The organism is Variovorax sp. PMC12 (assembly GCF_003019815.1).
Classification (GTDB): domain Bacteria; phylum Pseudomonadota; class Gammaproteobacteria; order Burkholderiales; family Burkholderiaceae_C; genus Variovorax.
Map to the genome: position 1 here is coordinate 4,680,584 of NZ_CP027773.1, position 22,480 is coordinate 4,703,063.

Consider the following 22,480-nt stretch of genomic DNA (forward strand, 5'->3'; position numbering starts at 1 on the left):
CGCAGTGCGCGCAGCCTGGGGGTGTGCCCGAGTTCAGTCATGTTTCGGTTCCTCCGTGATGCCGGCTGCTTCCGCATGCCGCTTGTCGGCCTCGCGCTGGCGCGCGCTGCCCTTGAACAGGCTGCGCACCACCACGAAGAACACCGGCACGAAGATCACGGCCAGCGCCGTGCCCGTCACCATGCCGCCCAGCACGCCGGTGCCGATGGCACGCTGGCTGGCCGAGCCGGCGCCCGAGGCGAGCACCAGCGGCAGCACGCCCAGGCCGAAGGCCAGCGAGGTCATCACGATCGGGCGGAAGCGCAGGTGCGCGGCGGCCAGTGCCGATTCGATGACGCCCTTGCCCTGCGCCTGCAGGTCCTTGGCGAACTCGATGATCAGAATCGCGTTCTTCGCGGAGAGGCCGATGATGGTGATCAGCCCCACCTGGAAGTACACGTCGTTCGAATAGGCGCGCAGCATGGTTGCCAGCAGCACGCCCAGCACGCCGAGCGGCACCACCAGGATCACCGACAGCGGGATCGACCAGCTCTCGTACAGCGCGGCCAGGCACAGGAACACCGCCAGGATCGCGAAACCGTACAGCACGATGGCCTGCGAACCCGCGAGCTTTTCTTCGCGCGACTGGCCGGTCCATTCGAAGCCGAAGCCCTGCGGCAGCTGCGAGGCGAGCTTTTCCATCTCGGCCATCGCGGCGCCGGTGCTGTAGCCGGCCGCTGCGTCGCCGCTGATGCGTATCGCGGGGTAGCCGTTGTAGCGCACCGTCTGCGTGGCGCCCGTGACCCACTTGGTGGTCGCGAAGGCCGACAGCGGCACCGGCAGGCCCTGCGTGTTGCTGGCGTTCAGCTTGAGCAGGTCGTCGGGCTGCATGCGCGCCGGCGCATCGGCCTGCACCACCACGCGCTGCAGGCGGCCGCGGTTCGGGAAGTCGTTGATGTAGCTCGAACCCAGCGCGGTCGACAGCGTGGCATTGATCGCGTCGAAGGTCACGCCCAGCGCGTTCGCCTTGTCGCGGTCGATGTCGATCTGCAGTTGCGGCGCGTCTTCCAGGCCGTCAGGGCGCACCTGCGACAGGATCTTGCTCTGCGAGGCCATGCCCAGCAGCTGGTTGCGTGCGTTGATCAGCGCCTCGTGGCCTGCGCCCGAGCGGTCCTGCAGGCGGAAGCTGAAGCCGCTGGCGTTGCCCAGTTCGGGAATGGGCGGCGGGCTGAGCGGGTAGATGAAGGCGTCGCGGATGCCCGACAGCGCACCGAAGGCACGGCCGGCCAGCGCGCTGGCCGAATGGGCCGGGTCCTTGCGTTCGTCCCAGTCCTTCAGCGTCACGAAGGCGAGGCCCGCGTTCTGGCCCTGGCCAGAGAAGCTGAAGCCCATCACGCCGACCATGCTCTGCACTTCGGGCTGCTTCAGGATGAAGCCCTCGACCTGCTGCATGACCGACAGCGCGCGTTCCTGCGTGGCGCCCGGGGGCAGCTGCACGTTCACGATGATGTTGCCCTGGTCTTCCTGCGGCAGGAACGAGCTGGGCAGGCGGGTGTAGGTGAACACCACCGCGGCGATGATCGCGGCGTAGATCACGAGGTAGCGCGCGGCGCGGCGCAGCACGCGGGCGACGAGGCTCTCGTAGCCCTTGGCCGTGCGCGTGAAACCGCGGTTGAACCAGCCGAAGAAGCCGGTCTTCTCGTGGTGGTGTCCTGCTTCGACCGGCTTGAGCAGCGTGGCGCACAGCGCCGGCGTGAGCGACAGCGCCATGAACGCCGAGAAGGCGATCGACGCCACCATCACCGCCGAGAACTGGCGGTAGATGTTGCCGGTGGAGCCCGCGAAGAAAGCGAGCGGCACGAACACCGACACCAGCACCACGGTCACGCCGATGATGGCGCCGGAGATCTGGCGCATGGCCTTGCGCGTGGCTTCGAGCGGCGACAGCCCCTCCTCGCTCATGATGCGCTCGACGTTCTCCACCACCACGATGGCGTCGTCCACCACGATGCCGATCACCAGCACCATGCCGAACATGGTCAGCACGTTGATCGAGAAGCCCAGCGCCAGCAGCGAGGCGAAGGTGCCCAGCAGCGCGATGGGCACCACAATGGTCGGGATGATCGTGTAGCGCCAGTTCTGCAGGAACAGGAACATCACCACGAACACCAGCGCCACGGCTTCCAGCAGCGTCTTGACCACCTCGGTGATCGAGATCTGCACGAAGCGCGAGCTGTCGTACGGAATGGCCCACTTCACGCCCTGCGGGAAGTAGCGCTCGAGTTCGGCCATCTTGGCGCGGATCGCCTTGGCCGACTGCAGCGCGTTGCCGTTGGGCGTGGGCTGCACGCCCACGCCGACCGCCGGCACGCCGTTCAGGCGCGCCGAGGTGGCGTACGACTGGCCGCCGAGTTCGACGCGGGCCACGTCCTTCAGCCGCACGGTCGAGCCGTCGGTGTTGGCGCGCAGCACGATTTCCTTGAACTGGTCGACGTTGGCGAGCTGGCCGTTCACCACCACGGTGGCCGCGATGGCCTGGCCGGGGATGTTGGGCAGGTCGCCGATGGTGCCGGAGGACACCTGCGCGTTCTGTGCGCGGATCGCGTTGTTGACGTCGGTGGCCGACAGGTTGAAGCCCTGCAGCTTGGCCGGGTCGATCCAGATGCGCATCGCGTTCTCGGAGCCGAACAGCTGGGCCTGGCCCACGCCGACCACGCGCTGCAACTCGGGCACCACGTTGCGCGCGGCATAGTCGCCAAGCGCCACCGGGTCGATGTTCGGGTTGTCGGAGGACAGCATCACGAACATCAGGAAGTTGTTGCGCGACTTGTCCACGCGCACGCCCTGCTGCGTCACGGCGGAGGGCAGGCGCGGCGTCGCGCGCGACAGCCGGTTCTGCACGTCCACCTGCGCGAGGTCGTCGTTGGTGCCGGCCTCGAAGCTGATCGTGATGGAGCCGGTGCCGTCGGCCTGGGCCACCGATTCCATGTAGATCATGCCCGGCGAGCCGTTCATTTCACGCTCGATGACGGACAGCACGCTGTCCTCGAGCGTCTGGGCCGAGGCGCCGGGGTAGGCGACGTTGATCACGATGGCGGGAGGCGCCACCGGCGGGTACTGCGAGATCGGCAGCTGGGTGATTGCCACGCCGCCCACCACGAGGATGAACAGTGCGATCACCCACGCGAAGATCGGGCGGTCGATAAAAAATTTGGCCATTTGCGGGCGCGCTCCTGATTACTTCTTCTCGGCCGTGGCCGCCGGTTCGGCGGCGGCAGGCGCCGCCGCAGCCGGCTTGGCCGCTGCGGCGGGGTTCGGCTTGGTCCACGGCACCGCCTTCACGGGCGTGCCCGGCGGCATCATCTGCAGTTTCTGGAAGCCGTCGACCATCACCTGTTCGCCGGCCTTCAGGCCGTCGAGCACCACCCACTGGTTGTCCTTGGCGGCGCTGATCTTCACGTTGCGCTTGGACAGCTTGCCGTCCTTGTCGACCACCGTGACGGTGTCGCCCTGCTGCGTGCGCGTGACCGCCTGCTGCGGCAGCGCGATCGCGTTGGTGGCCTTGGCCTGCTCCAGCCTCACGCGAACGTACAGGCCGGGCAGCAGCTCGCCCTTGGGGTTGGGCACTTCGGCGCGCAGCGTGATCTGGCCGGTGGTCGAGTCGACCGTGAGGTCGGAGAAAAGCAGCTTGCCTTCCTGTGCGTACTCGCTGCCGTCTTCCAGCACCACGCGCACGCTGGCGGCTTCCTCGCCGCCCGCGCGCTTGTACTGGCCGTCGGCCAGCGCGCGGCGCAGCTTCAGCACGTCGGTGGCCGACTGCGTGAAGTTGACGTACACGGGGTTGATCTGCTGCACCACGGCCAGCTCGGTGGCGTCGCCCTGGCCCACCAGCGCGCCTTCGGTCACGAGGGCGCGGCCGATGCGACCGGCGATGGGCGAGGTCACGTCGGCATAGCCGAGGTTGATCTTGGCGGTCTGCACGGCGGCGCGGCCGGAAGCCACGTCGGCTTCGGCGGTTTTCTGCGAGGCCACGGCCGTCGCGTATTCCTGCTTGCTCACGGCGTTGGCCTCGACCAGCGGCTTGTAGCGGTCGGCCAGGGCCTTGGCCTGCACTGCGTTGGCTTCGGCGCGCGCGAGCGTGGCCTGTGCGTTCTGCAGGGAGGCCACCAGCGGCGCGGGGTCGATGCGGAACAGCAGCTGGCCGGCCTTCACGTCGCTGCCTTCGCGGAATTCGCGCTTCAGCAGGATGCCCGAGGCGCGGGCACGGACCTGCGCTACGCGCGAGGCCTCGAGGCGGCCGGGCAGTTCGGTGACGAGGCCGACGTCGCCCGGAGCCGCAACCACCACGCCGACTTCGGGCGCCGGGTGGCCGCCGCCGCCGGGTGCGCCTGCGCCGGCGGGCGCATCGCTCTTGCCACAGCCCGCGAGGACCAGCAGGACAACGGCGGCCACGGTCGCGAGACGCGGCGAAAAGGACGATTGGCGCGAAACATGCAGGAGAGGCATGCGATTCCTTTGAAGCGAAGACGGGAGATGGCGCGTTCTCGGGCGAACCGGAAACCTGTACGGGCAGGCGGGCCATCGGGGAAGCCCGGTAGTTTACATACATTCATGGATGTATAGTGACGGCCGTGCAATGGCCCCACGACCGGGAAAGGGCGTTGCTTTACAAATCAGGAGACTTGGTGGCACGTCGTACGAAGGAAGAAGCAATGGCCACGCGGCATCGGTTGCTCGATGCCGCGGAGCTGCTGTTTCAGGCGCAGGGCGTCTCGCAGACCACGCTGCAGCAGATCGCGCAGCAGGCCGGCGCGACGCGCGGCGCCATCTATTGGCATTTCAAGGACAAGGCCGACTTGTTCAACGCCATGATGGAGCGCGTCATCCTTCCGCTCGAAGCAGGGCCCAGGGCCTCCAGCGCCAGCGGCGTCGACGATCCGCTGGCCGAGATCGAGGAGGGCATGGTCCACGCGCTGACCCTCATGGCCACCGACCCGCAGGTGCGCCGCGTGTTCGACGTGGCGACCCACAAGGTCGAATACACGCACGACATGGCTTCCGTGCAGCAGCGCCACCTCGACGCCCGCAACGCCTGCGTCGCCGATTTCGAAAAGGCCCTGCGGCTGGCCGCCCGCCGTGCGCGCATCAAGCTGCCGGTGCCCGGCGCCATGGCCGCGCAGGGGCTGCATGCGCTCATCAGCGGGCTCATCCAGAACTGGCTGCTCGACCCGGAGGCCTTCGATCTCGTGCCCACGGGAAGGCGCACCTTCAGGGTCTATCTGGCGGGGTTGGGCTTCGGTCCGCTGCTGTCCGCGGCGGTGGTTGCGGACGAAGCCGAAACAGAGGTCGCCTGATAGGCCATAATGTCTGGCTCCGGTGCTTGCCGGAGCCCTCTCTCGCTGTATTTCAACGGATAGAATTCGGCCCTCCGAAGGCTGAGATCCAGGTTCGATTCCTGGCGGCGGGACCACATACCAGACCGGAAGCTCCCAAAAGCTTCCGGTTTTTCTTTTTCCCACCCATGACGGAGTTGACTGATCTGGACGAGGCCAGCCTGGCAGCGCATGCCGCCGAATGGCGGCGGCGCGCGTTGCGCGGCGAGAAAAAGGCGCGCGGCATCGCACATGCCCTCGAAACCGAAATGCGGCGCCGCTCGGGCGACACCATCGCGCCGCAGAATACCGACGACCTCGACACCCGCCCGCTGGCGTTGCGGCAGGCGCCGCGGCCATGGTGGAAGTTCTGGTGAGCCTGCGCTCCGGCCCTCGACGCGCCTCTACGCCATCGTGAAATGCGAGGGCGGGCGCCCCAGCGTCTTGCGGAACATCGTCGAGAACGCGCCCGGGCTGTCGTAGCCCATGTCCAGCGCCACCACCGTCACCGGCTCGCCCGCCGCGAGCCGTGACAGCGCCACCAGCACGCAGGCGCGCTGACGCCACTTGCCGAAAGCCATGCCCGTCTCGAGGCCGAAGCGGCGGTTGAAGGTGCGTTCGCTGACGTTCAACTGCGCCGCCCATGTCGACGGCGCCACGTGGATGCCGGGCCGCCTGAGAAATTCCACGCAGAGCCCCGCCAGCGCCGGGTCGCGCGGCAGCGGCACATGCAGCAGCGGCAAGGCCTCGGCGCGCGCCACCTCGTGCAGCACGAGGCGCATCAGCACACCATCGCGGCCCTGTCGGTCGTATTTGGGCGGCACCTCGATCGCTTCCATCAGCAGCTGGCGCAGCAGCGGCGACACGTTCAGCACCTCGCACTGGTCGCCCTTGCGCGGCACGTCGCGCGGCTCGATGTAGAGGCTGCGCGTGCTCACCCCGAGCATGCGCACCCGGTGCGGCTTGCCGGCCGGGATCCACACGCCGCGCTGCGGCGGCACGACCCAGGCGCCGTCGTCGGTGCCGACCTCCATCACCCCGGTCGCCCCGTAGAGGAACTGCGCGCGCCGGTGGCTGTGCGTGTGCAGCATCGTGCCCGGCGGGTAGTCGGTGCCTATGGCCAACACCGCGCGGGCGATGGCATCCACGGAGTCGAGCGGAATGTTGCGCATCGGGTCGGTAAAAAAAGCGGGTTGGCCGGAACGCGAACATTATTGGCCCACATGCGCAAGCGCGCCAAGCCTCGCCAACCTATCGTGACGGTCTTGTCCTCAATGCCCAGGAGCGTTTCGTGTCGATCCATCTCATGCTTGCCGGCTTCGGTTGCCTGGCAGGCGCCACCACCGTGCTGTTCGGCTTTGGCGGCGGCTTCGTCGTCGTTCCCTTGCTTTACCGTGCGCTGATTGCGGAACACGGCGCGGGCAGCGCCACCGGCCAGTCCGCCATGCACATCGCCGTGGCCACTTCGACCTGCGTGATGATCGTCAGCGCCATGCTCGCCACGCGGCGACACCAGCGCGCGGGCACGCTCGACTGGGCGCAGGTGCGTCCGCTGCTGCGGCCCATCGGCGCAGGCGCCGTGGTGGGAGCTGCGGCGGCCGTTGCGGCCGATGGCGAGTTCGTGCGCTGGGCCTTCATCGCGTACCTCGGCGCGACCATCCTCGATTGCGTGTTCCGCCCTGGTTTTCTCAAGCACACCGCACCCGCCGCAGCACGCCCGCTGTCGGGCCGGGTCGCGAGCTTCGGCAGCTTCGTCATCGGGCTGATCGCCGCGTTCCTCGGCGTGGGCGGCAGCGTCATGACCGTGCCGCTGATGCGCCGCCGGGGCGCCGCCATGACGCATGCCACCGCCATGGCCAACCCGTTGTCGCTGCCTGTTGCGCTGGCCGGCACCGCGACCTACATGGGGCTCGCATGGAACTCGGCCTCGTCGCTGGAAGGGTGGCACATCGGCTACGTGGACGTGCCTGCGTTCGCTGCGCTGGTTGCGGGTTCGCTGGTTGGCGTGCGCATGGCCGCGCCGCTGATCGGCCGCATTCCGGACCGCATCCACACCTGGGTGTACCTGGGCCTGCTGGTGGCGGTGCTGGCGGGCATGGTGCTGCGCTGAGTGTGCATGTCAGCCGAAGCCGATGCTTCGCGCCAAAGCCTTGCAGCGGCCCGCCGAGCCATGACACCATGGCCGCATGCCATACCAACTCCATTACTGGCCCACCATCCAGGGCCGCGGTGAATTCGTGCGGCTCGCGCTCGAGGCGGCCGGCGCCGACTACGTCGACGTGGCGCGGCTGCCCGAGTCGAAAGGCGGTGGAGAGTCCGCGCTGGGCCGCCGCCTCGGGGACGCGGGCAACGCGCGCCCGGCTTTCGCGCCGCCCTTCCTGGTCGACGGCGACATCGTGGTCGGCCAGACCGCCGCGATCCTGCTGTACCTCGGGCCACGGCTGGGCCTGTCGGGCGTGGGCGAGTCCGACGGGCTGTGGACGCACCAACTGCAGCTCACCATTGCCGATGCGGTGGCGGAGGCGCACGACACGCACCATCCCATATCGACCGGCGCCTACTACGAAGACCAGCGCGACGCCGCCATGCAGCGCGCGAAGGCCTTTCGCGAAGAGCGCATCCCCAAGTTCCTCGACTGGTTCGAAGAGGTGCTGCAGCGCAACCCGGCGGGCAGCCTGCACCTGGTCGGCGACACGCTGACCTACGCGGACCTGTCGCTGTTCCAGCTGGTGGATGGCCTGCGCTATGCATTCCCCAAGGCCACGGCGCGCGCGCTGGCTGCAACGCCGGCGGTCGAGAAGCTGCATGGCAACGTCAAGCGCCGCCAGCGGGTGCACGACTACCTGCAGAGCCCGCGGCGCATCGCGTTCAATGAAGACGGGATCTTCAGGCGCTATGCGGAGCTGGACGGCTGACGGCGCCTGAACCTTCAGGCCACGATTGCAGCCGCATCGTTCCACGACGGCAGCAGCACCAGTCCTGCGACTGTCACCGGCTTGCTCTGCGGGCCGAAGAGATACCGTTTCGGCACGATGCCCTCCAGATGGCGCAGCACGTCGGTGCGGTCGTCGATGAAGTGCGTGATGCGCAGGTCGCGGCAGTGATCGGCCTTTTGCGGCCTTTGAAGGCAGAAGCGCAGGTTGGCGGGTGCGATGCCGGTGCGTTCGAAAAAGCGGTGGTGCTGCAGCCACGCACGGCTCTTTGCCTGAACGCTGGGGCCGCACTTCGAGACCAGCCAGACGCGGCCTTCGAACCTTTCGACCAGCGGCGCGACGGCGTCGAACATGCCTTCGTACGGCGGCGTCGCCAGTGCGTCTTGCAGCGAGCCGCCGATGAACGAGGTGTCCGCGCCGCCAGCGCCTTCGGCGGCGATGAGCACCCGGCCGATGTCGATGCCGAGCCGGGGGAGATGAGTGGAGTCTTGCATTTCTGATTCCCTTTGTGTTTGAAGCAGGCGAATCGTAGAAATGAAGCCAATCATCAGGAACTACTGATATTGGATGTGCTATCCATAAAATGGATAGATGGATGTTCCTCGCACCAATCTCGACGCCCTTCAGTCTTTCGCAGTGTTCGCGGACACGCTGAACTTCAGCGAGTCGGCGCGCCTGCTTCACATCAGCCAGCCGGCCCTGCATGCGAAAGTGCGAAAATTGGCCGAACAGCTTGATGCAAGGCTGTACATGCGGATCGGTGGCGCGCTCGAGCTCACCAGTGCGGGTGAGCAGGTCGCACGGCATGCGCGGGAGCTGCTCGCGCTCAACCAACGCTTCGTCAAAGGCCTTGCCGCTGGGCGAGACCAGCCGGTCGTCACGCTGGCTGCGGGCGAGGGGGCTTATCTCTATCTGCTGGGCAAGGCTCTGTCGCAGTTCTCGGGTCCTGGCGCCTCGCCGCACCTGCAATTGCTCACGCGCAACCGGGACGAAGCAATACAGGCGGTGCGGGCCGGACAGGCGCAACTCGGCATTGCGCCCCTGGGCACTGCGCCTGAAGACCTGGCGGCGGTGCGCCTCACGGTCGTGGGCCAGGTACTGGTCGTACCGCGCGCGCATGCCCTGGCTTCACGCAAATCGGTGCGCCTGCGCGACTTGAAGGACGCTCAACTGATCGTGCCGCCGGAAGGGCGGCCGCACCGCGAAATGCTGGGCCGGCTGCTTCAGGCGGAGTCGGTGCCGTGGCAGCCGTCGCTCGAAGCCAATGGCTGGGAACTGATGCTGCGTTTCGCTCAGCTGGGTTTCGGACTTGCCGTGGTCAACGCTTGCTGCCGCATTCCAAAGGGTCTGGTGGCGATTCCGTTGCAGGGCTATCCGCCGCTCGAATATCACATGTTCCACGGTGCCGATCGCCCTCCGACACCGCACGCACAGAGGCTCATGGACGCGCTGCTGACGCATCGAGATCACTGGAAGGCCGCGCCATGACGCCCGAGAGCGCCAGCAAGTTCATCGCCTACGTGCTGCGTCATGCGCCGGAATCGGTCGGCCTGCGGCTCGATGCGGAAGGCTGGGCCGATATCGATGCGCTGGTGGCGGGCGCCGCGGCCGGAGGGCGCGACCTCGCGCGCGCGGACGTCGTGCAGGCGGTCGACTCGGGCACGAAGAAGCGCTATGAGCTGTCCGCCGACGGGCGCCGCATCCGCGCCCTGCAAGGCCATTCGACGCAGCAAGTCAGCCGTGGCTTCGAAGCGTTGGCACCGCCAGCATTGCTTTTTCATGGCACGGCCACTCGTTTTCTCGACGCGATCCGCGCGCATGGTCTCCTGCCGGGAGCCCGGCAGCATGTACATCTGTCGGCCGATGAAGCCACCGCGGTGCAGGTTGGGCGCCGGCATGGCAAAGCGCATGTGCTCGTGGTTGACGCAGGCCGCATGCATGCACTGGGCCACGCCTTTCATTGCGCCGAGAACGGTGTCTGGCTGACGGCGGCCGTGCCGCCGGAGTTTCTGTCGGGCTAGGCGTCTTCCGCCCCGTTGCGAATGCGCAGTGCCAGTTCATACAAGGTATTGCGCGGCGCACCGCTGATTTCCGCGGCCAGCTTCACCGCCGTCTTCACCGGCAGTTCCGCCAGCAACAGCCGCAGCACCCGCTCGCCCTCGGCACCGCCGTCGCCGCTCACCGCCACCGGATGCAGCACCAGCGCGAACTCGCCGCGCGTGCGGTCGCGGTCGGCGCCGAACCAGTCGGGCAGGGTGCTGGCCGCGACGGTCGCGATTTCCTCGAACTGCTTGGTAAGCTCGCGGCCCACGGTGATGCGGCGTTCGCCCAGCGTGGCGAGGGCGCGCGCCAGGCTCTCGATGCGGTGCGGCGCCTCCAGCAGCACCACGGCGCGGGGTTCCTGCGACAGCGCCTGCACCGCGGTGTCGCGCTCGCCGGCCTTGCTCGGCAGGAAGCCGGCGAACACGAAGGCGCTGCTGGCATTGCCGTCGCCGCCGTCGGCCACCAGGCCCGCCGCGCCGACCAGCGTGGTCACGCTGCTGGCCCCGGGCAGCGGCAGCACGCGCTGGCCCGCCGCGCGCACGGCGGCGGCCAGCCGCGCGCCGGGGTCGCTCACGCCGGGCGTGCCGGCGTCGCTGACATAGGCGATGCGCTCGCCCTGCGCAAGCCGCGCGACCACGGCCTGCGCGGCCTCGGCCTCGTTGTGCTGGTGCACCGCGAGCAGCCGCGCGCCGGGGCGGTCGATGCCGTAGGCGCGCAGCAGGCTCTGGGTGTGGCGCGTGTCCTCGCAGGCGATCGCGTCGACCAGCTGCAGCACATGCAGTGCGCGCAAGGTGATGTCGGCCAGGTTGCCGATCGGCGTGGCGACCACGTAGAGGGTGCCTTGCGGATAATGCTGCGCACCCGCGGCGTCGTGCGCGGCCGCGAGGGCGGCGCCGAAAGAAGCAGGGGCGAGTGAAGCCAAGAGGTTTCTCCGTCAGATCGAACAAGAAGATTGCAGGCAGGGAGCCATGAAGACCGACACCACAACGAAGCATCGCGGCGATGCGGCGGAAGACGCCGCGCTCGACCATCTGCAGGACGCCGGCCTGGTGCTGGTCGCGCGCAATTATCGGACGCCCGGGCGCGGCGGCGGCGAGATCGACCTGATCATGCGCGATCCGCGCGACCACACGCTGGTCTTCGTCGAGGTCCGACAGCGCAGCAGCGGCACGCACGGCGGCGCGGGCGGCAGCATCACCGGCCTGAAGCAGCGGCGCATCGTGTTCGCGGCGCGGCACTACCTGAACCAGCTGCGCACGCTGCCGCCGTGCCGCTTCGACGTGGTGCTGGTCGAGGAGAAAATCACCTGGTTGCAGGCGGCCTTCGATGCCGGCTGATACCTCTTTCGCGGGAACTGAAGCCCTCTTGAAGGCTCCACAACTCACACGTCTTGTTTCACAGCCCCCAGTTATCATCCCGCCTCATGCTCGAGCAACGGATTCAGCAGCACTTCATCGATAGTGCCGACCTCAAATACCAGACCGGACCGGTCCTCAGCAAACCCATCTCTCAGGCAATGCAGGCCATCCTGGCCTGCGTGACCAGCGGCGGCAAGGTGCTCGCCTGCGGTGCCGGCGTGTCGGGGCTGCTGGCGGCCCAGTTCGCCGCGCAGTTCGTGGGCCGCTTCGAACGCGAGCGGCCCGAGCTCGGCGCCATCGCGCTGCCCGGCGACACCACCGACCCCAATGCCGACAGCGCCAACGCCATCGACGCCGACCGCTTCGCCCGCCAGGTGCGCGCGCTCGGCCAGGCCGGCGACGTGCTGCTCGCGCTGAGCGCCAGCGGCCAATCGGCCGCAGTGCTCGCGGCCGTGACGGCCGCGCACGAACGCGACATGACCGTGGTCGCGCTGCTGGGCAATGCCGCCTCGGGCGCACCGTCGGCGCCGGGCGCCGGCAGCAGCGGCACCGGCGGCGCCATCGGCCGCGCGCTGCGCGAAACCGACGTCCAGATCAGCGTGCCGCACGAGCGTGCGGCACGCATCCACGAAGTCCATCTGCTCGCGCTGCATTGCCTGTGCGACGGCGTGGATGCCCAGTTACTCGGAGAACAGGAAGTTTCCCCATGACCCTCGCAACCATGAAGACGACACCAGCCCGACGTTTCGCCATCGCGCTCACCCTGGGGGGCGCGCTGGTCGCGGGCCTTTCCGCCTGCGTGCCGCTGGTGGTGGGCGGCGCCGCGGTAGTGGGCGTGGGCATGGTGGCGACCGACCGCCGCAGCTCGGGCGCCCAGCTCGACGACCAGGGCATCGAGCTGCGCGCCGCTGCCCGGGTGCGCGACATCGCCAACGACCAGATGTACGTGAGCGTCACCAGCTACAACCGCCAGGTGCTGCTGACCGGCGCCGTCGGCAGCGACGCCGACCGCCGACGCGTCGAGGACGAGGTGAGCCGCATCGTCAATGTGCGCTCGGTGGTCAACGAGCTGACCGTGGGCAGCTCGAGCACCTTCCAGGACCGCTCGAACGACCTGTACATCACCGGCAAGGTGAAGGCCTCGCTGCTCGACGCCAAGGACATCTTCGCCAACTCGTTCAAGGTGGTGACGGAGCGTGGCGTGGTCTACCTGATGGGCATCGCCACCCGCCGCGAAACCGACCGCGCCACCGAAATCACGCGTGGCGTGACGGGCGTGGTGAAGGTGGTGCGCGTGGTCGAGGTCGTCTCCGAAGCCGACCTGGCCGCCAGCCAGGCGGCGAACCAGGCCGCGGCGCAGCGCGGCGGCCAGGGCCCCGCGCCGGTGACGTCGGCTACGCCGTCGGCGCCTTCGTCGACGGTGGTGCCGGCTTCTTCTTCATCGTCCCGCGTGCCGCTGCCGCCGATGGAGCCGCTGCCGGCCAGCGGCGCGACGACCGCGCCGGTTCGCTGAAAGAAAGTCCCCGAATTGAAAAAGCCCGCTGAGCGGGCTTTTCTTATTTGAGGCGGGTGATGAGGCTGGAAGTGTCCCAGCGCCGCCCGCCAGCCCGCTGCACGTCGGCATAGAACTGGTCGACCAGCGCCGTCACCGGCACCCGCGCGCCGTTGCGCTTGGCTTCGTCGAGCACCAGGCCCAGGTCCTTGCGCATCCAGTCGACCGCGAAGCCGTAGTCGAACTTGCCCTCGATCATGGTCTTTCCGCGGTTTTCCATCTGCCAGCTCTGGGCCGCGCCCTTGCTGATGACGCCCAGCACGGCTTCCATGTCGAGCCCGGCGCGCTGGCCGAAGGCGATGGCTTCGGACAGGCCCTGCACCAGCCCCGCGATGGCGATCTGGTTCACCATCTTCGCGAGCTGGCCGGCACCGCTTTCGCCCAGCAGCGTGACCGCGCGAGAGAACGCCATGGCCACCGGCTTGATGCGCTCGAACACGGCCGCGTCGCCGCCGCACATGACGGTGAGCGCGCCGTTCTGCGCACCGGCCTGGCCGCCCGAGACGGGGGCGTCGATGAAATGCAGGCCCAGCGCCTGTGCCGCCTTCGCCAGCTCGCGCGCCACGTCGGCCGAGGCGGTCGTGTGGTCGACGAATGCCGCGCCCTTCTTCATGCCGGCGAAGGCGCCGTCGTCGCCCAGCACCACCGAGCGCAGGTCGTCGTCGTTGCCGACGCAGCAGAACACGATGTCGGCGCCCGCGGCGGCCTCGCGCGGGGTCGGTGCATGGCGGCCCGGCGCGCCGAATTCGGCGACCCAGGCCTGGGCCTTGGCGGGCGTGCGGTTGTAGACCGTGACGCTGTGGCCGGCCTTGGCCAGGTGGCCGGCCATGGGGCCGCCCATGACGCCGAGGCCCAGGAAGGCGACGGTCTGCGCGGGGACGGATTCGTAGGTGCGGGGGTTGATGCTGCTCATGGGGCGACAGCTTAAAGCCATTCCGCGACCGGTGCGATGACCCAAACCTGTACGTGTACGTACAGGTTTGGGTAGAATGGAGCCATCATGACCACGCCGAACCCCGCCAGGACCATCACCGTGCGCGACGCCGCGGCCCGGCTCGAGGTCACGCCGCGCACGCTCAAGTACTACGAAGAGCTGGGCATCGTGGTGCCGGAACGCAGCGAAGGCGGCTACCGCCTCTACGAGCAAGCCGACCTCGACAAGCTCGCGCGCGTGCTGCGCATGCGTTCGCTGGGCTTCTCGCTCACGGCCATCACCACGATGCTGCAGCAGCCGATGGAAGCGCCGGCCGAAGGCGGCCGTCCGCGCCTGTCGAACGCATCGCTCAAGACCCTGCGCGAAACCTTGACCGGGCAGCTCTCGACGCTCGATGCGCGCGTGGCCCAGGTTCGCCGCGAACTCAAGGAAGCCGCGGCGCTGCAGGCGCAATTGCGGCGCGACCTCGACTACGTGGAGCGCCGCCTTGCCGGCGAGCCGGTGGAAGAAGCGCTGGAGCAGCGCCGCAAGGAGCGGCCGGCGCCATGAGCTCCCCGGCCCTGGCGCGGCCTTCGCGCGGCAATGCCGCGGTCGCGCTGCTGCCCTGGGCCATCGGCCTCGTCACGGCCATCGACTACTTCGACAACGCGCTGTTCGCCTTCTTCGCGAGCTACATTGCCGGCGGCGTCAACGCCTCGCCCGACGAGCTGGTGTGGGCCTCCAGCGCCTATGCGCTGGGCGCGGTGCTGGGCATCCTGCACCAGCATGCGTGGGTCGAGCGGCTGGGCTACCGGCGCTACCTCGCGGTCTGCATGTTCGCCTTCGCGCTGGGCGGCGTGGGTGCCGCGCTTTGCGACAGCTCGATGCAGCTCACGGCCGCGCGCGCGGTGCAGGGCTACTTCGTCGGGCCGATGCTCGGCGCCTGCCGCATCCTGATCCAGATCGGCATCGCGCCCGCGCGACGCGGCCAGGCGCTGAAGGCCTTCATGGTGCTCATCGTGTTCGGCGGCGCGCTGGCGCCCATTGCCGGCGCCTTTCTCGTCACCAACTTCGACTGGCGCTGGCTGTTCGCCAGCACCGCGCCGGTTGCGGTGCTGATCGGCCTGCTGGTGCTCTGGACGCTGCCCGACATCGGCGACGTCGCGCCGCACGAACGCACCGAGCCGCACTACATCGCCTACGTCGTGTTCGCGCTCGCGCAGGCCGCGTTGCAGGTGGTGCTCACGCGCTCGCACTTCGAGCTGTTCACAGGCTCGCCCGCGCTGATCGGACTCACGCTCGCCGGCGTCGCGGGGCTTGCATGGTTCGGCTGGCAGCAGTGGCGGCACCCCGCGCCGCTGGTGCGGCTGCATGCGCTGCGCAATGCGTCGTTCCGCGTGGGGCTTGCGCTCTACGTCGTCTATTACTACCTGTCGACGGGCTTCAGCTACCTGCTGCCGCGCCTGATGGAAGGCGGGCTCGGCTTCACGGTGGGCAATACAGGCTACTTCACCGGCGCCGCCTCGCTCGCCACCGGGCTGCTGGTGTTCGTCTACCTGCGCTATTCGGCGCGGCTGACGCGCAAGAAGTGGCTCATCGTCGCGGGCTTCGGTATCGCGGCGCTGGCGGCGTGGTGGCTGTCGCAGGTCACGCCGCAGGCGGGGCGAGAGGCCCTGCTGGCCCCTCTGCTGCTGCGCGGCCTGCTGATGCTGTTCGTGGTGCTGCCCGTGGCCAACCTCACCTTCAGGCCCTTCGCGGCGGAAGAATTCGCGCACGGCTACCGGCTCAAGAACCTCGTGCGCCAGCTGGCGATTTCATTCGCGACGTCGAGCGTGATCGCGCTGCAGCAGCACCGCTTGGCGCTGCACGAAGTGCGCCTGAGCGAGTCGGCCAACCCCGCGAACGCCGCCTTCATGCAGGCGCTGGAGTCGCTGACCCACGGTTTCGCCGCGGCCGGCCATGCGGCGGGCGAGGCCCATGCAATGGCGCTGGGCACGCTCTGGCGAACGCTCGAGCAACAGGCCACCTTCATGGCTTCGCTCGACGGCTTCACCGCGATGGCGGTCATTGCGCTGGCGGCGGGCGCGTTCGCCGCGTGGCAGAAGACGATCGACTGAGTCGGCGGGCTGCTGTTTCAGACGATCGCGAAATGCTCCGTGCCGGCGGCCAGGTCGGTGCTGCGCGCGCGCTGGCTGTTGAGCTTGATCTGCAGCCGCAGGTCGTTGGCGGAGTCGGCGTTGCGGATCGCGTCCTCGAAGGTGATCGAGTGGCTCTCGAACAGGTCGAACAGCGCCTGGTCGAAGGTCTGCATGCCCAGGTTGCGGCTCTTCTTCATGATCTCCTTGATCTCGCCCACCTCGCCCTTGAAGATCAGGTCGGAAATCAGCGGCGTGTTCAGCAGCACCTCGACCGCCGCCACGCGGCCCAGGCCGTCCTCGGTGGGCACCAGCCGCTGCGACACCAGCGAACGCAGGTTCAGCGACAGGTCCATCAGCAACTGCGCGCGGCGCTCTTCGGGGAAGAAATTGATGATGCGGTCCAGCGCCTGGTTGGCGCTGTTGGCGTGCAGCGTCGCCATGCAAAGGTGGCCGGTCTCGGCGAAGGCCACCGCGTGTTCCATGGTCTCGCGGTCGCGGATCTCGCCCATCAGGATCACGTCGGGCGCCTGGCGCAGCGTGTTCTTCAGCGCGGCTTCCCAGCTGTCGGTGTCGATGCCCACTTCGCGCTGCGTCACCACGCAGTTCTTGTGCGGGTGCACGAATTCCACCGGGTCCTCCACCGTCACGATGTGGCCGAACGAGTTCTCGTTGCGCCAGTCGATCATCGCGGCCAGCGTGGTCGATTTGCCCGAGCCCGTGGCACCCACCAGGATGCACAGGCCGCGCTTGCTCATCGTCACTTCCTTCAGCACCTGGGGCATGCCCAGGCTGTCGATGGTGGGCAGCTTGGCGGGAATGGTCCGCAGCACCATGCCGACCTTGCCCTGCTGCACGAACGCGTTCACGCGGAAGCGGCCGATGCCGGTGGGCGAGATCGCGAAGTTGCACTCCTTGGTGCGCTCGAACTCCGCCGTCTGGCGGTCGTTCATGATCGAGCGCGTGAGCGCCAGCGTGTGCTGCGCGCCCAGCGCCTGCTGCGACACCTTGGTCACCTTGCCGTCGACCTTGATGGCAGGCGGGAAGTCGGCGGTGATGAACAGGTCGCTGCCGGCGCGGCTCACCATGAGCTTGAGCAGGTCGTTGATGAACTGGCTGGCTTGATCGCGTTCCATGAGAGCGCTCCTTGATCTGTTTAGATTGAACCCGCTGGCGGCCGACCGCCGGGCCGCCCCAAGGCGGCCGCGCCTCCCCCCTGGGGGGTGGAGTTACACGCAGCGCAGCGAAGTGAAAAGCCGGGGGGCCTCATGACTAGCCGGGGAAGTTTTCGGGGATCTTGGCCTTGCCGCGGGCTTCCGCAGCCGAGATGGTATTGCGCCGCACCAGATCCGTCAGGTTCTGGTCGAGCGTCTGCATGCCCTGGCCCTGGCCGGTCTGGATGGTGGAGTACATCTGCGCCACCTTGGCCTCGCGGATCAGGTTTCGGATGGCCGGCGTGCCCAGCATGATCTCGTGCGCCGCCACGCGGCCCTGGCCGTCCTTGGTCTTGCACAGCGTCTGCGAGATCACCGCCTGCAGCGACTCCGACAGCATCGCGCGGATCATTTCCTTTTCCTCGCCCGGGAACACGTCGATGATCCGGTCGATGGTCTTGGCGGCCGACGAGGTGTGCAGCGTGCCGAACACCAGGTGGCCCGTTTCGGCCGCGGTCATGGCCAGGCGAATGGTTTCCAGGTCGCGCAGCTCGCCCACCAGGATCGCGTCCGGGTCTTCGCGCAGTGCGGAGCGCAGCGCGTTCGAGAACGACAGCGTCATCGGTCCCACTTCGCGCTGGTTGATCAGGCACTTCTTCGATTCGTGCACGAACTCGATCGGGTCTTCCACCGTGAGGATGTGGCCGTACTCGTTTTCATTGAGGTAGTTGACCATCGCCGCCAGCGTGGTCGACTTGCCCGAGCCCGTGGGACCCGTCACCAGCACCAGCCCGCGCGGCTTGAGCGCCAGTTCACCGAAAATCTTGGGCGCGTTCAGCTGCTCCAGCGTCAGGATCTTCGAGGGAATGGTCCGGAACACCGCCGCCGCGCCGCGTGCCTGGTTGAAGGCGTTGACGCGGAAGCGCGCCAGGCCGTCGATCTCGAACGAAAAGTCGACCTCGAGGAACTCTTCGTAGTGCTTGCGGTGCGTGTCGCTCATGATGTCGTACACCATGGCATGCACGCCCTTGTGGTCGAGCGCGTCGACGTTGATGCGGCGCACGTCGCCGTTCACGCGGATCATGGGCGGCAGGCCCGCGGAAAGATGCAGGTCGGAGGCTTTGTTCTTGACGCTGAATGCCAGCAGTTGGGTGATGTCCACGGGGCTCCTCGAATCGAGTTCGGTGACGTTTTGATACGATTTTGGACGATTATGACGATGATTGGCGACGACCTCCAGCAAGTAAACAACCGGATCGCACAGGCGTGTGTAACGGCCGGCCGCGACCCGGCCGGGGTGCGCTTGCTGGCGGTGTCCAAGACCTTCGGGCCGGAGGCGGTGCGCGAGGCGCATGCGGCAGGCCAGTCGGCCTTCGGCGAGAACTACGTGCAGGAAGGGCTGGACAAGATCGAAGCATTGGCCGACCTGCGCGCCCAGCTCGAATGGCACTGCATCGGCCCCTTGCAGAGCAACAAGACACGGCCCGTGGCGGAGCACTTCGACTGGGTCCACAGCGTCGACCGGCTCAAGATTGCAGAGCGCCTGTCGGCCCAGCGGCCGGCGCACCTGCCGCCGCTGAATGTATGCCTTCAGGTTAATGTGGACGGCGGTGCCAACAAGTCCGGCGTGACGCCCGAAGAGGCACTGCCGCTGGCGCAGGCTGTGGCGGCCTTGCCACAGCTGCGGCTGCGCGGGCTCATGGCGATCCCCGAGCCGGCGCCCGACTTCGCTTCGCAGCGCGAACTGTTCCTGCGGGCGCATGCCATCTTCGAATCGATCCGCGACGCGGGCATCGCGCTCGACACGCTCTCGCTGGGCATGAGCGCCGACCTCGAAGCCGCCATCAGCGCCGGCAGCACGATGGTGCGCGTGGGCACGGCCATCTTCGGCGGCCGGGCGCGCAAGCCCGCCGGCCCCGCCTGAAAGCTCAGATCCCTAGCGGCAGCCGTGCGCTGCTCTTGACCTCTTCCATCACCGCGTAGGTTCGCGTCTCCCGCACGCCGGGCAGTTGCCAGAGGACGGTGCCCGCGAACTCCCGGTAAGCGGCCATGTCGGCCATGCGGGTCTTGAGCAGGTAGTCGAAGCCGCCGGCGACCATGTGGCATTCCATGATCTCGTCGCGCACCTGCACGGCGGCCTTGAACTGGTCGAACACGTTGGGCGTGGTGCGGTCGAGCAGCACCTCGACGAACACGGTGAAGCCGCGCCCCAGCTTCTGCGGATCGAGCCGCGCCTCGTAGCCCTGGATGAAACCGTCGCGCGTCAGGCGCTGCACCCGCGCCAGCACCGCGGTAGGGGACAGCGCCACCGCCTCGGCCAGCTTGAGGTTGGTGATGCGGCCATCCTCCTGAAGAATCTTCAGCAGGCGCAGATCGATGCGGTCCAGGTCGAGCATCGGAGGATTATCCGGCTCGCCCATCGATCACTTGAAGAAAATGCGGCCTGCGAGTGCCGGCCATAGGAGATAGAACCAAGGAAATGCCTTGGCCTACCCATTGCCTACCCTTGCCGCGAAAGCAGGGGCATTTTTTGCCGCCGCTCAGCGCAGCGTGGTGCCCGGTTGTGCCTGGGCCTGCGCCGCGGCCTTGCGGCTGCTGTAGTCCGCGGCGGCCTGGCGGTAGCCCGGCTGCGCTGCATCGGCGCCGGCTTCGCCGTTCTGCTTGGCCGCGAGCCCCGATTGCAGCCACAGCCGCGTGTCGGCCGCCACGGCGGCGCGCGTGTTCGTCGAGACCACGGCCGGCGCCTGCGCGATGGCGTCGGTGTAGCCCTGCGTCGGCGCGGCCTTCAGCCACTGCTGCGCGTCGGCGGCCACCGCGGCGCGGGTGGTGGACGACGTCATCGGCACCGGGCGCGGATCGCCTTCCGCATAGTTGCCGGCAAGGCTGGGCGCGGCGGCTGCGCCGAGCAGGGCCGCGACGGCGGTGGTGGCCAGCAGGCGGGCGGTGGACGAAGGCTTCTTCATGCGTAACTCCTTGATGTGGTTGCTTGTGTGTTGATCGGTGGAGACAACTCTAGGAAGTGGATCCGCCGGATCGATAACCCGTCGATGACGGTTCTGTCATCTGCGCCGCTCACTCGCGCGAGGCGCCCTAACGTCTCTTGCATAACCGCCAGCGCGGCGCGCATAAGCCATGGCGCAACGCGCGGTGGAGGTCTATCGTTGCGGCCACCCGTTCAACCAAGGGATCTCTCATGAGCGAAAAACTCTCCTTCGTCAGCCCTACCGCCAACAGCCCGTGGGGCACCTATCTTTCGCAGGTCGACCGCGTCGTGCCGTACCTCGGCCCGCTGGCCCGCTGGGTCGAAACCTTGAAGCGCCCCAAGCGCGCGCTCATCGTCGACGTGCCCATCGAGATGGACGACGGCACCATCGCCCACTTCGAGGGCTACCGCGTGCAGCACAACATGAGCCGCGGCCCCGGCAAGGGCGGCGTGCGCTTCCACCCCGACGTCACGCTCGAGGAAGTGATGGCCCTGTCGGCCTGGATGACCATCAAGACCGCGGCCGTCAACCTGCCCTACGGCGGCGCCAAGGGCGGCATCCGCGTCGACCCCAAGAAGCTGTCGCTGCAGGAGCTGGAGAAGGTCACGCGCCGCTACACCAGCGAGATCGGCATCATCATCGGCCCGCACACCGACATCCCCGCGCCCGACGTCAACACCAACGCGCAGATCATGGCGTGGATGATGGACACCTACTCGATGAACGTCGGCGGCACGGCCACCGGCGTCGTCACCGGCAAGCCGCTGCACCTGGGCGGCTCGCTCGGCCGCGTCAAGGCCACCGGCCGCGGCGTGTTCGTCACCGGCCGCGAAGCGGCGCGCCGCCTGGGCATGGACCTGCGCGGTGCGCGCATCGCGGTGCAGGGCTTCGGCAACGTGGGCTCGGTCGCTGCCGAACTCTTCGCCGAAGCGGGCGCCAGGATCGTCGCGGTGCAGGACCACACCGGCACCATCGTCAACAGCAACGGCCTCGACCTGGCCAAGCTGATTCCAGTGGCCAACAAGGAAGGCGTGGTCGCCTTCAAGGCCGGCGGCGACATCGTGCCGAACGAAGACTTCTGGAACGTCGCCTGCGACATCCTGATCCCGGCCGCCCTCGAAGGCCAGATCACCGCCGAGCGCGCGCAGAAGACCACCGCCAAGCTGGTGCTCGAAGGCGCCAACGGCCCCACGGTGCCGACCGCGGACGACATCCTCGCCGAGCGCGGCGTGCTGGTGGTGCCCGACGTGATCTGCAACGCCGGCGGCGTGACCGTGAGCTACTTCGAATGGGTGCAGGACTTCTCGTCCTTCTTCTGGGACGAGGACGAGATCAACGTGCGCCTCGACCGCATCATGATGAACGCGCTCAACCAGATCTGGGACACGGCGGACAAGCACAAGATCACGCTGCGCACCGCGACGTACGCGGTGGCCTGCGAGCGCATCCTGATGGCGCGCCAGGAACGCGGCCTGTATCCCTGATCTCCCTGATCGCAGGGCGCCGGTCCTTGTATCCTGCGGACCCATGAGCGGTCCGCCAATTCACCTCGATCCCGCGTTCGTCGCGTCGCCCGATGCCCTTCTCGAATGGCTCCGGTCCGCGGTGACGTGGGACGAGCGCATGCGCGCACGCCAGACCGCCAGCTTCGGCGTGCCCTACGATTATTCGCAGATCGCCTACGAGGCCGTGCCGATCCCCGCCCAGCTCGAAGCGCTGTGCGACCGGATCGAAGCCGCGCTCGGCTTTCGTCCCAACAACTGCCTGCTCAACCGCTATGCCGACGGCGCGTCGTCGATGGGATTTCATTCGGACGCGCTCGACGCACTGGCGCCCGGCACGGGCGTGGCCATCGTGTCCGTCGGCGCTACGCGGTCGATCGCGTATCGCAGCAAGTCCGACAGCAGCGCCCGATTCGACTACCCGCTGCCGCACGGATCGATGCTCTACATGTCGGCGGCCGTACAGCAGGAATGGCTGCACGCGATTCCCAAGGCCGATGGCGCGGGGGAGCGTATCAGCCTGACGTTCCGCGAGATTCTGAAATAGCGCCGCGG

Annotated in this window: 24 protein-coding genes and 1 tRNA gene; 15 read left to right on the forward strand and 10 right to left on the reverse strand. The window is 68.0% G+C overall.

The window, feature by feature from the left end; genetic code table 11:
* Positions 1-33: 33 nt before the first annotated feature.
* Entirely contained in the window at positions 34-3,198 is a 3,165-nt protein-coding gene (locus tag C4F17_RS21800) for an efflux RND transporter permease subunit (RefSeq protein WP_081266060.1), read from the reverse strand.
* Between the two features lie 18 nt (positions 3,199-3,216).
* Positions 3,217-4,485: an efflux RND transporter periplasmic adaptor subunit gene (locus C4F17_RS21805; RefSeq protein WP_081266059.1), complete on the reverse strand. Its 1,269-nt coding sequence runs from the start codon at positions 4,483-4,485 to the stop codon at positions 3,217-3,219.
* A 179-nt stretch (positions 4,486-4,664) separates the two neighbouring features.
* On the opposite strand from C4F17_RS21805, the gene C4F17_RS21810 reads away from it, so the two are divergent.
* The 3 genes from C4F17_RS21810 to C4F17_RS21820 all read left to right on the forward strand — a co-directional run bounded on the left by C4F17_RS21810 (position 4,665) and on the right by C4F17_RS21820 (position 5,728).
* Complete coding sequence (locus C4F17_RS21810) at positions 4,665-5,333, forward strand: TetR family transcriptional regulator (RefSeq protein ID WP_442805193.1); 669 nt, start codon at positions 4,665-4,667, stop codon at positions 5,331-5,333.
* Between the two features lie 41 nt (positions 5,334-5,374).
* Positions 5,375-5,449 (forward strand) — tRNA-Arg (locus tag C4F17_RS21815).
* Between the two features lie 51 nt (positions 5,450-5,500).
* Entirely contained in the window at positions 5,501-5,728 is a 228-nt protein-coding gene (locus C4F17_RS21820) for a hypothetical protein (protein ID WP_081266057.1), read from the forward strand.
* Between the two features lie 27 nt (positions 5,729-5,755).
* Here C4F17_RS21820 and C4F17_RS21825 read toward each other — a convergent pair whose 3' ends face one another.
* Complete coding sequence (locus C4F17_RS21825) at positions 5,756-6,523, reverse strand: AraC family transcriptional regulator (RefSeq protein ID WP_106936630.1); 768 nt, start codon at positions 6,521-6,523, stop codon at positions 5,756-5,758.
* Positions 6,524-6,657: 134 nt separating this feature from the next.
* On the opposite strand from C4F17_RS21825, the gene C4F17_RS21830 reads away from it, so the two are divergent.
* Together C4F17_RS21830 and C4F17_RS21835 are read left to right on the forward strand one after the other, a co-directional pair.
* Positions 6,658-7,461, forward strand: a complete 804-nt coding sequence (locus C4F17_RS21830) for a sulfite exporter TauE/SafE family protein (RefSeq protein ID WP_106936631.1) — start codon at positions 6,658-6,660, stop codon at positions 7,459-7,461.
* 76 nt (positions 7,462-7,537) lie between these two features.
* Positions 7,538-8,266, forward strand: coding sequence for a glutathione S-transferase (locus C4F17_RS21835; protein ID WP_106936632.1), 729 nt, complete (start codon positions 7,538-7,540; stop codon positions 8,264-8,266).
* Positions 8,267-8,280: 14 nt separating this feature from the next.
* On the opposite strand, the gene C4F17_RS21840 is transcribed toward C4F17_RS21835, so the two are convergent.
* Complete coding sequence (locus C4F17_RS21840; protein WP_081266053.1) at positions 8,281-8,778, reverse strand: hypothetical protein; 498 nt, start codon at positions 8,776-8,778, stop codon at positions 8,281-8,283.
* A 97-nt stretch (positions 8,779-8,875) separates the two neighbouring features.
* Between C4F17_RS21840 and C4F17_RS21845 the strand changes: the two genes are divergently transcribed.
* On the forward strand, positions 8,876-9,772 hold the full coding sequence (locus tag C4F17_RS21845) for a LysR family transcriptional regulator (RefSeq protein WP_106936633.1): 897 nt from the start codon (positions 8,876-8,878) through the stop codon (positions 9,770-9,772).
* Positions 9,769-10,305 (forward strand): RNA 2'-phosphotransferase, encoded by a 537-nt coding sequence (locus C4F17_RS21850; protein ID WP_106936634.1) that lies wholly within the window; start codon positions 9,769-9,771, stop codon positions 10,303-10,305. Before C4F17_RS21845 ends, C4F17_RS21850 begins: the two co-directional genes overlap by 4 nt.
* Here C4F17_RS21850 and rsmI read toward each other — a convergent pair.
* Positions 10,302-11,249: a 16S rRNA (cytidine(1402)-2'-O)-methyltransferase gene (rsmI, locus tag C4F17_RS21855; protein WP_106936635.1), complete on the reverse strand. Its 948-nt coding sequence runs from the start codon at positions 11,247-11,249 to the stop codon at positions 10,302-10,304. The two genes, C4F17_RS21850 and rsmI, sit on opposite strands and share 4 nt — an antisense overlap.
* A 46-nt stretch (positions 11,250-11,295) precedes the next feature.
* Here rsmI and C4F17_RS21860 point away from each other — a divergent pair, with 46 nt between their 5' ends.
* The 3 genes from C4F17_RS21860 to C4F17_RS21870 all read left to right on the forward strand — a co-directional run bounded on the left by C4F17_RS21860 (position 11,296) and on the right by C4F17_RS21870 (position 13,198).
* Positions 11,296-11,664: a YraN family protein gene (locus tag C4F17_RS21860; RefSeq protein ID WP_081266049.1), complete on the forward strand. Its 369-nt coding sequence runs from the start codon at positions 11,296-11,298 to the stop codon at positions 11,662-11,664.
* Between the two features lie 86 nt (positions 11,665-11,750).
* The gene (locus tag C4F17_RS21865) at positions 11,751-12,395 is read left to right on the forward strand and encodes an SIS domain-containing protein (protein WP_081266048.1); all 645 of its coding nucleotides are present in this window, start codon (positions 11,751-11,753) and stop codon (positions 12,393-12,395) included.
* A complete protein-coding gene (locus tag C4F17_RS21870) occupies positions 12,392-13,198 on the forward strand; it encodes a BON domain-containing protein (protein ID WP_106936636.1) in 807 nt (268 codons plus the stop codon). Before C4F17_RS21865 ends, C4F17_RS21870 begins: the two co-directional genes overlap by 4 nt.
* 43 nt (positions 13,199-13,241) lie before the next feature.
* Here C4F17_RS21870 and C4F17_RS21875 read toward each other — a convergent pair whose 3' ends face one another.
* Entirely contained in the window at positions 13,242-14,150 is a 909-nt protein-coding gene (locus C4F17_RS21875) for an NAD(P)-dependent oxidoreductase (protein ID WP_106936637.1), read from the reverse strand.
* 87 nt (positions 14,151-14,237) lie between these two features.
* On the opposite strand from C4F17_RS21875, the gene C4F17_RS21880 reads away from it, so the two are divergent.
* Positions 14,238-14,720, forward strand: coding sequence for a MerR family transcriptional regulator (locus tag C4F17_RS21880; protein WP_106936638.1), 483 nt, complete (start codon positions 14,238-14,240; stop codon positions 14,718-14,720).
* Positions 14,717-16,267: an MFS transporter gene (locus C4F17_RS21885; RefSeq protein ID WP_106936639.1), complete on the forward strand. Its 1,551-nt coding sequence runs from the start codon at positions 14,717-14,719 to the stop codon at positions 16,265-16,267. Before C4F17_RS21880 ends, C4F17_RS21885 begins: the two co-directional genes overlap by 4 nt.
* A gap of 17 nt (positions 16,268-16,284) precedes the next feature.
* On the opposite strand, the gene C4F17_RS21890 is transcribed toward C4F17_RS21885, so the two are convergent.
* Both C4F17_RS21890 and C4F17_RS21895 read right to left on the reverse strand, forming a co-directional pair.
* On the reverse strand, positions 16,285-17,421 hold the full coding sequence (locus C4F17_RS21890; protein ID WP_081266043.1) for a PilT/PilU family type 4a pilus ATPase: 1,137 nt from the start codon (positions 17,419-17,421) through the stop codon (positions 16,285-16,287).
* A gap of 136 nt (positions 17,422-17,557) precedes the next feature.
* Positions 17,558-18,601, reverse strand: coding sequence for a type IV pilus twitching motility protein PilT (locus C4F17_RS21895; protein WP_081266042.1), 1,044 nt, complete (start codon positions 18,599-18,601; stop codon positions 17,558-17,560).
* A 51-nt stretch (positions 18,602-18,652) separates the two neighbouring features.
* Here C4F17_RS21895 and C4F17_RS21900 point away from each other — a divergent pair, with 51 nt between their 5' ends.
* Positions 18,653-19,363, forward strand: coding sequence for a YggS family pyridoxal phosphate-dependent enzyme (locus C4F17_RS21900; protein WP_106936640.1), 711 nt, complete (start codon positions 18,653-18,655; stop codon positions 19,361-19,363).
* Positions 19,364-19,367: 4 nt separating this feature from the next.
* Here the strand turns inward: C4F17_RS21900 and C4F17_RS21905 are convergent, their stop codons facing one another.
* Both C4F17_RS21905 and C4F17_RS21910 read right to left on the reverse strand, forming a co-directional pair.
* Positions 19,368-19,835 (reverse strand): Lrp/AsnC ligand binding domain-containing protein, encoded by a 468-nt coding sequence (locus tag C4F17_RS21905; RefSeq protein ID WP_081266040.1) that lies wholly within the window; start codon positions 19,833-19,835, stop codon positions 19,368-19,370.
* Positions 19,836-19,979: 144 nt separating this feature from the next.
* Positions 19,980-20,402, reverse strand: a complete 423-nt coding sequence (locus tag C4F17_RS21910; protein ID WP_106936641.1) for a hypothetical protein — start codon at positions 20,400-20,402, stop codon at positions 19,980-19,982.
* A 230-nt stretch (positions 20,403-20,632) separates the two neighbouring features.
* On the opposite strand from C4F17_RS21910, the gene C4F17_RS21915 reads away from it, so the two are divergent.
* On the forward strand, positions 20,633-21,907 hold the full coding sequence (locus C4F17_RS21915) for a Glu/Leu/Phe/Val family dehydrogenase (RefSeq protein WP_081266038.1): 1,275 nt from the start codon (positions 20,633-20,635) through the stop codon (positions 21,905-21,907).
* 43 nt (positions 21,908-21,950) lie between these two features.
* A complete protein-coding gene (locus C4F17_RS21920) occupies positions 21,951-22,472 on the forward strand; it encodes an alpha-ketoglutarate-dependent dioxygenase AlkB family protein (RefSeq protein ID WP_106936642.1) in 522 nt (173 codons plus the stop codon).
* The last annotated feature ends 8 nt before the right edge of the window (positions 22,473-22,480 follow it).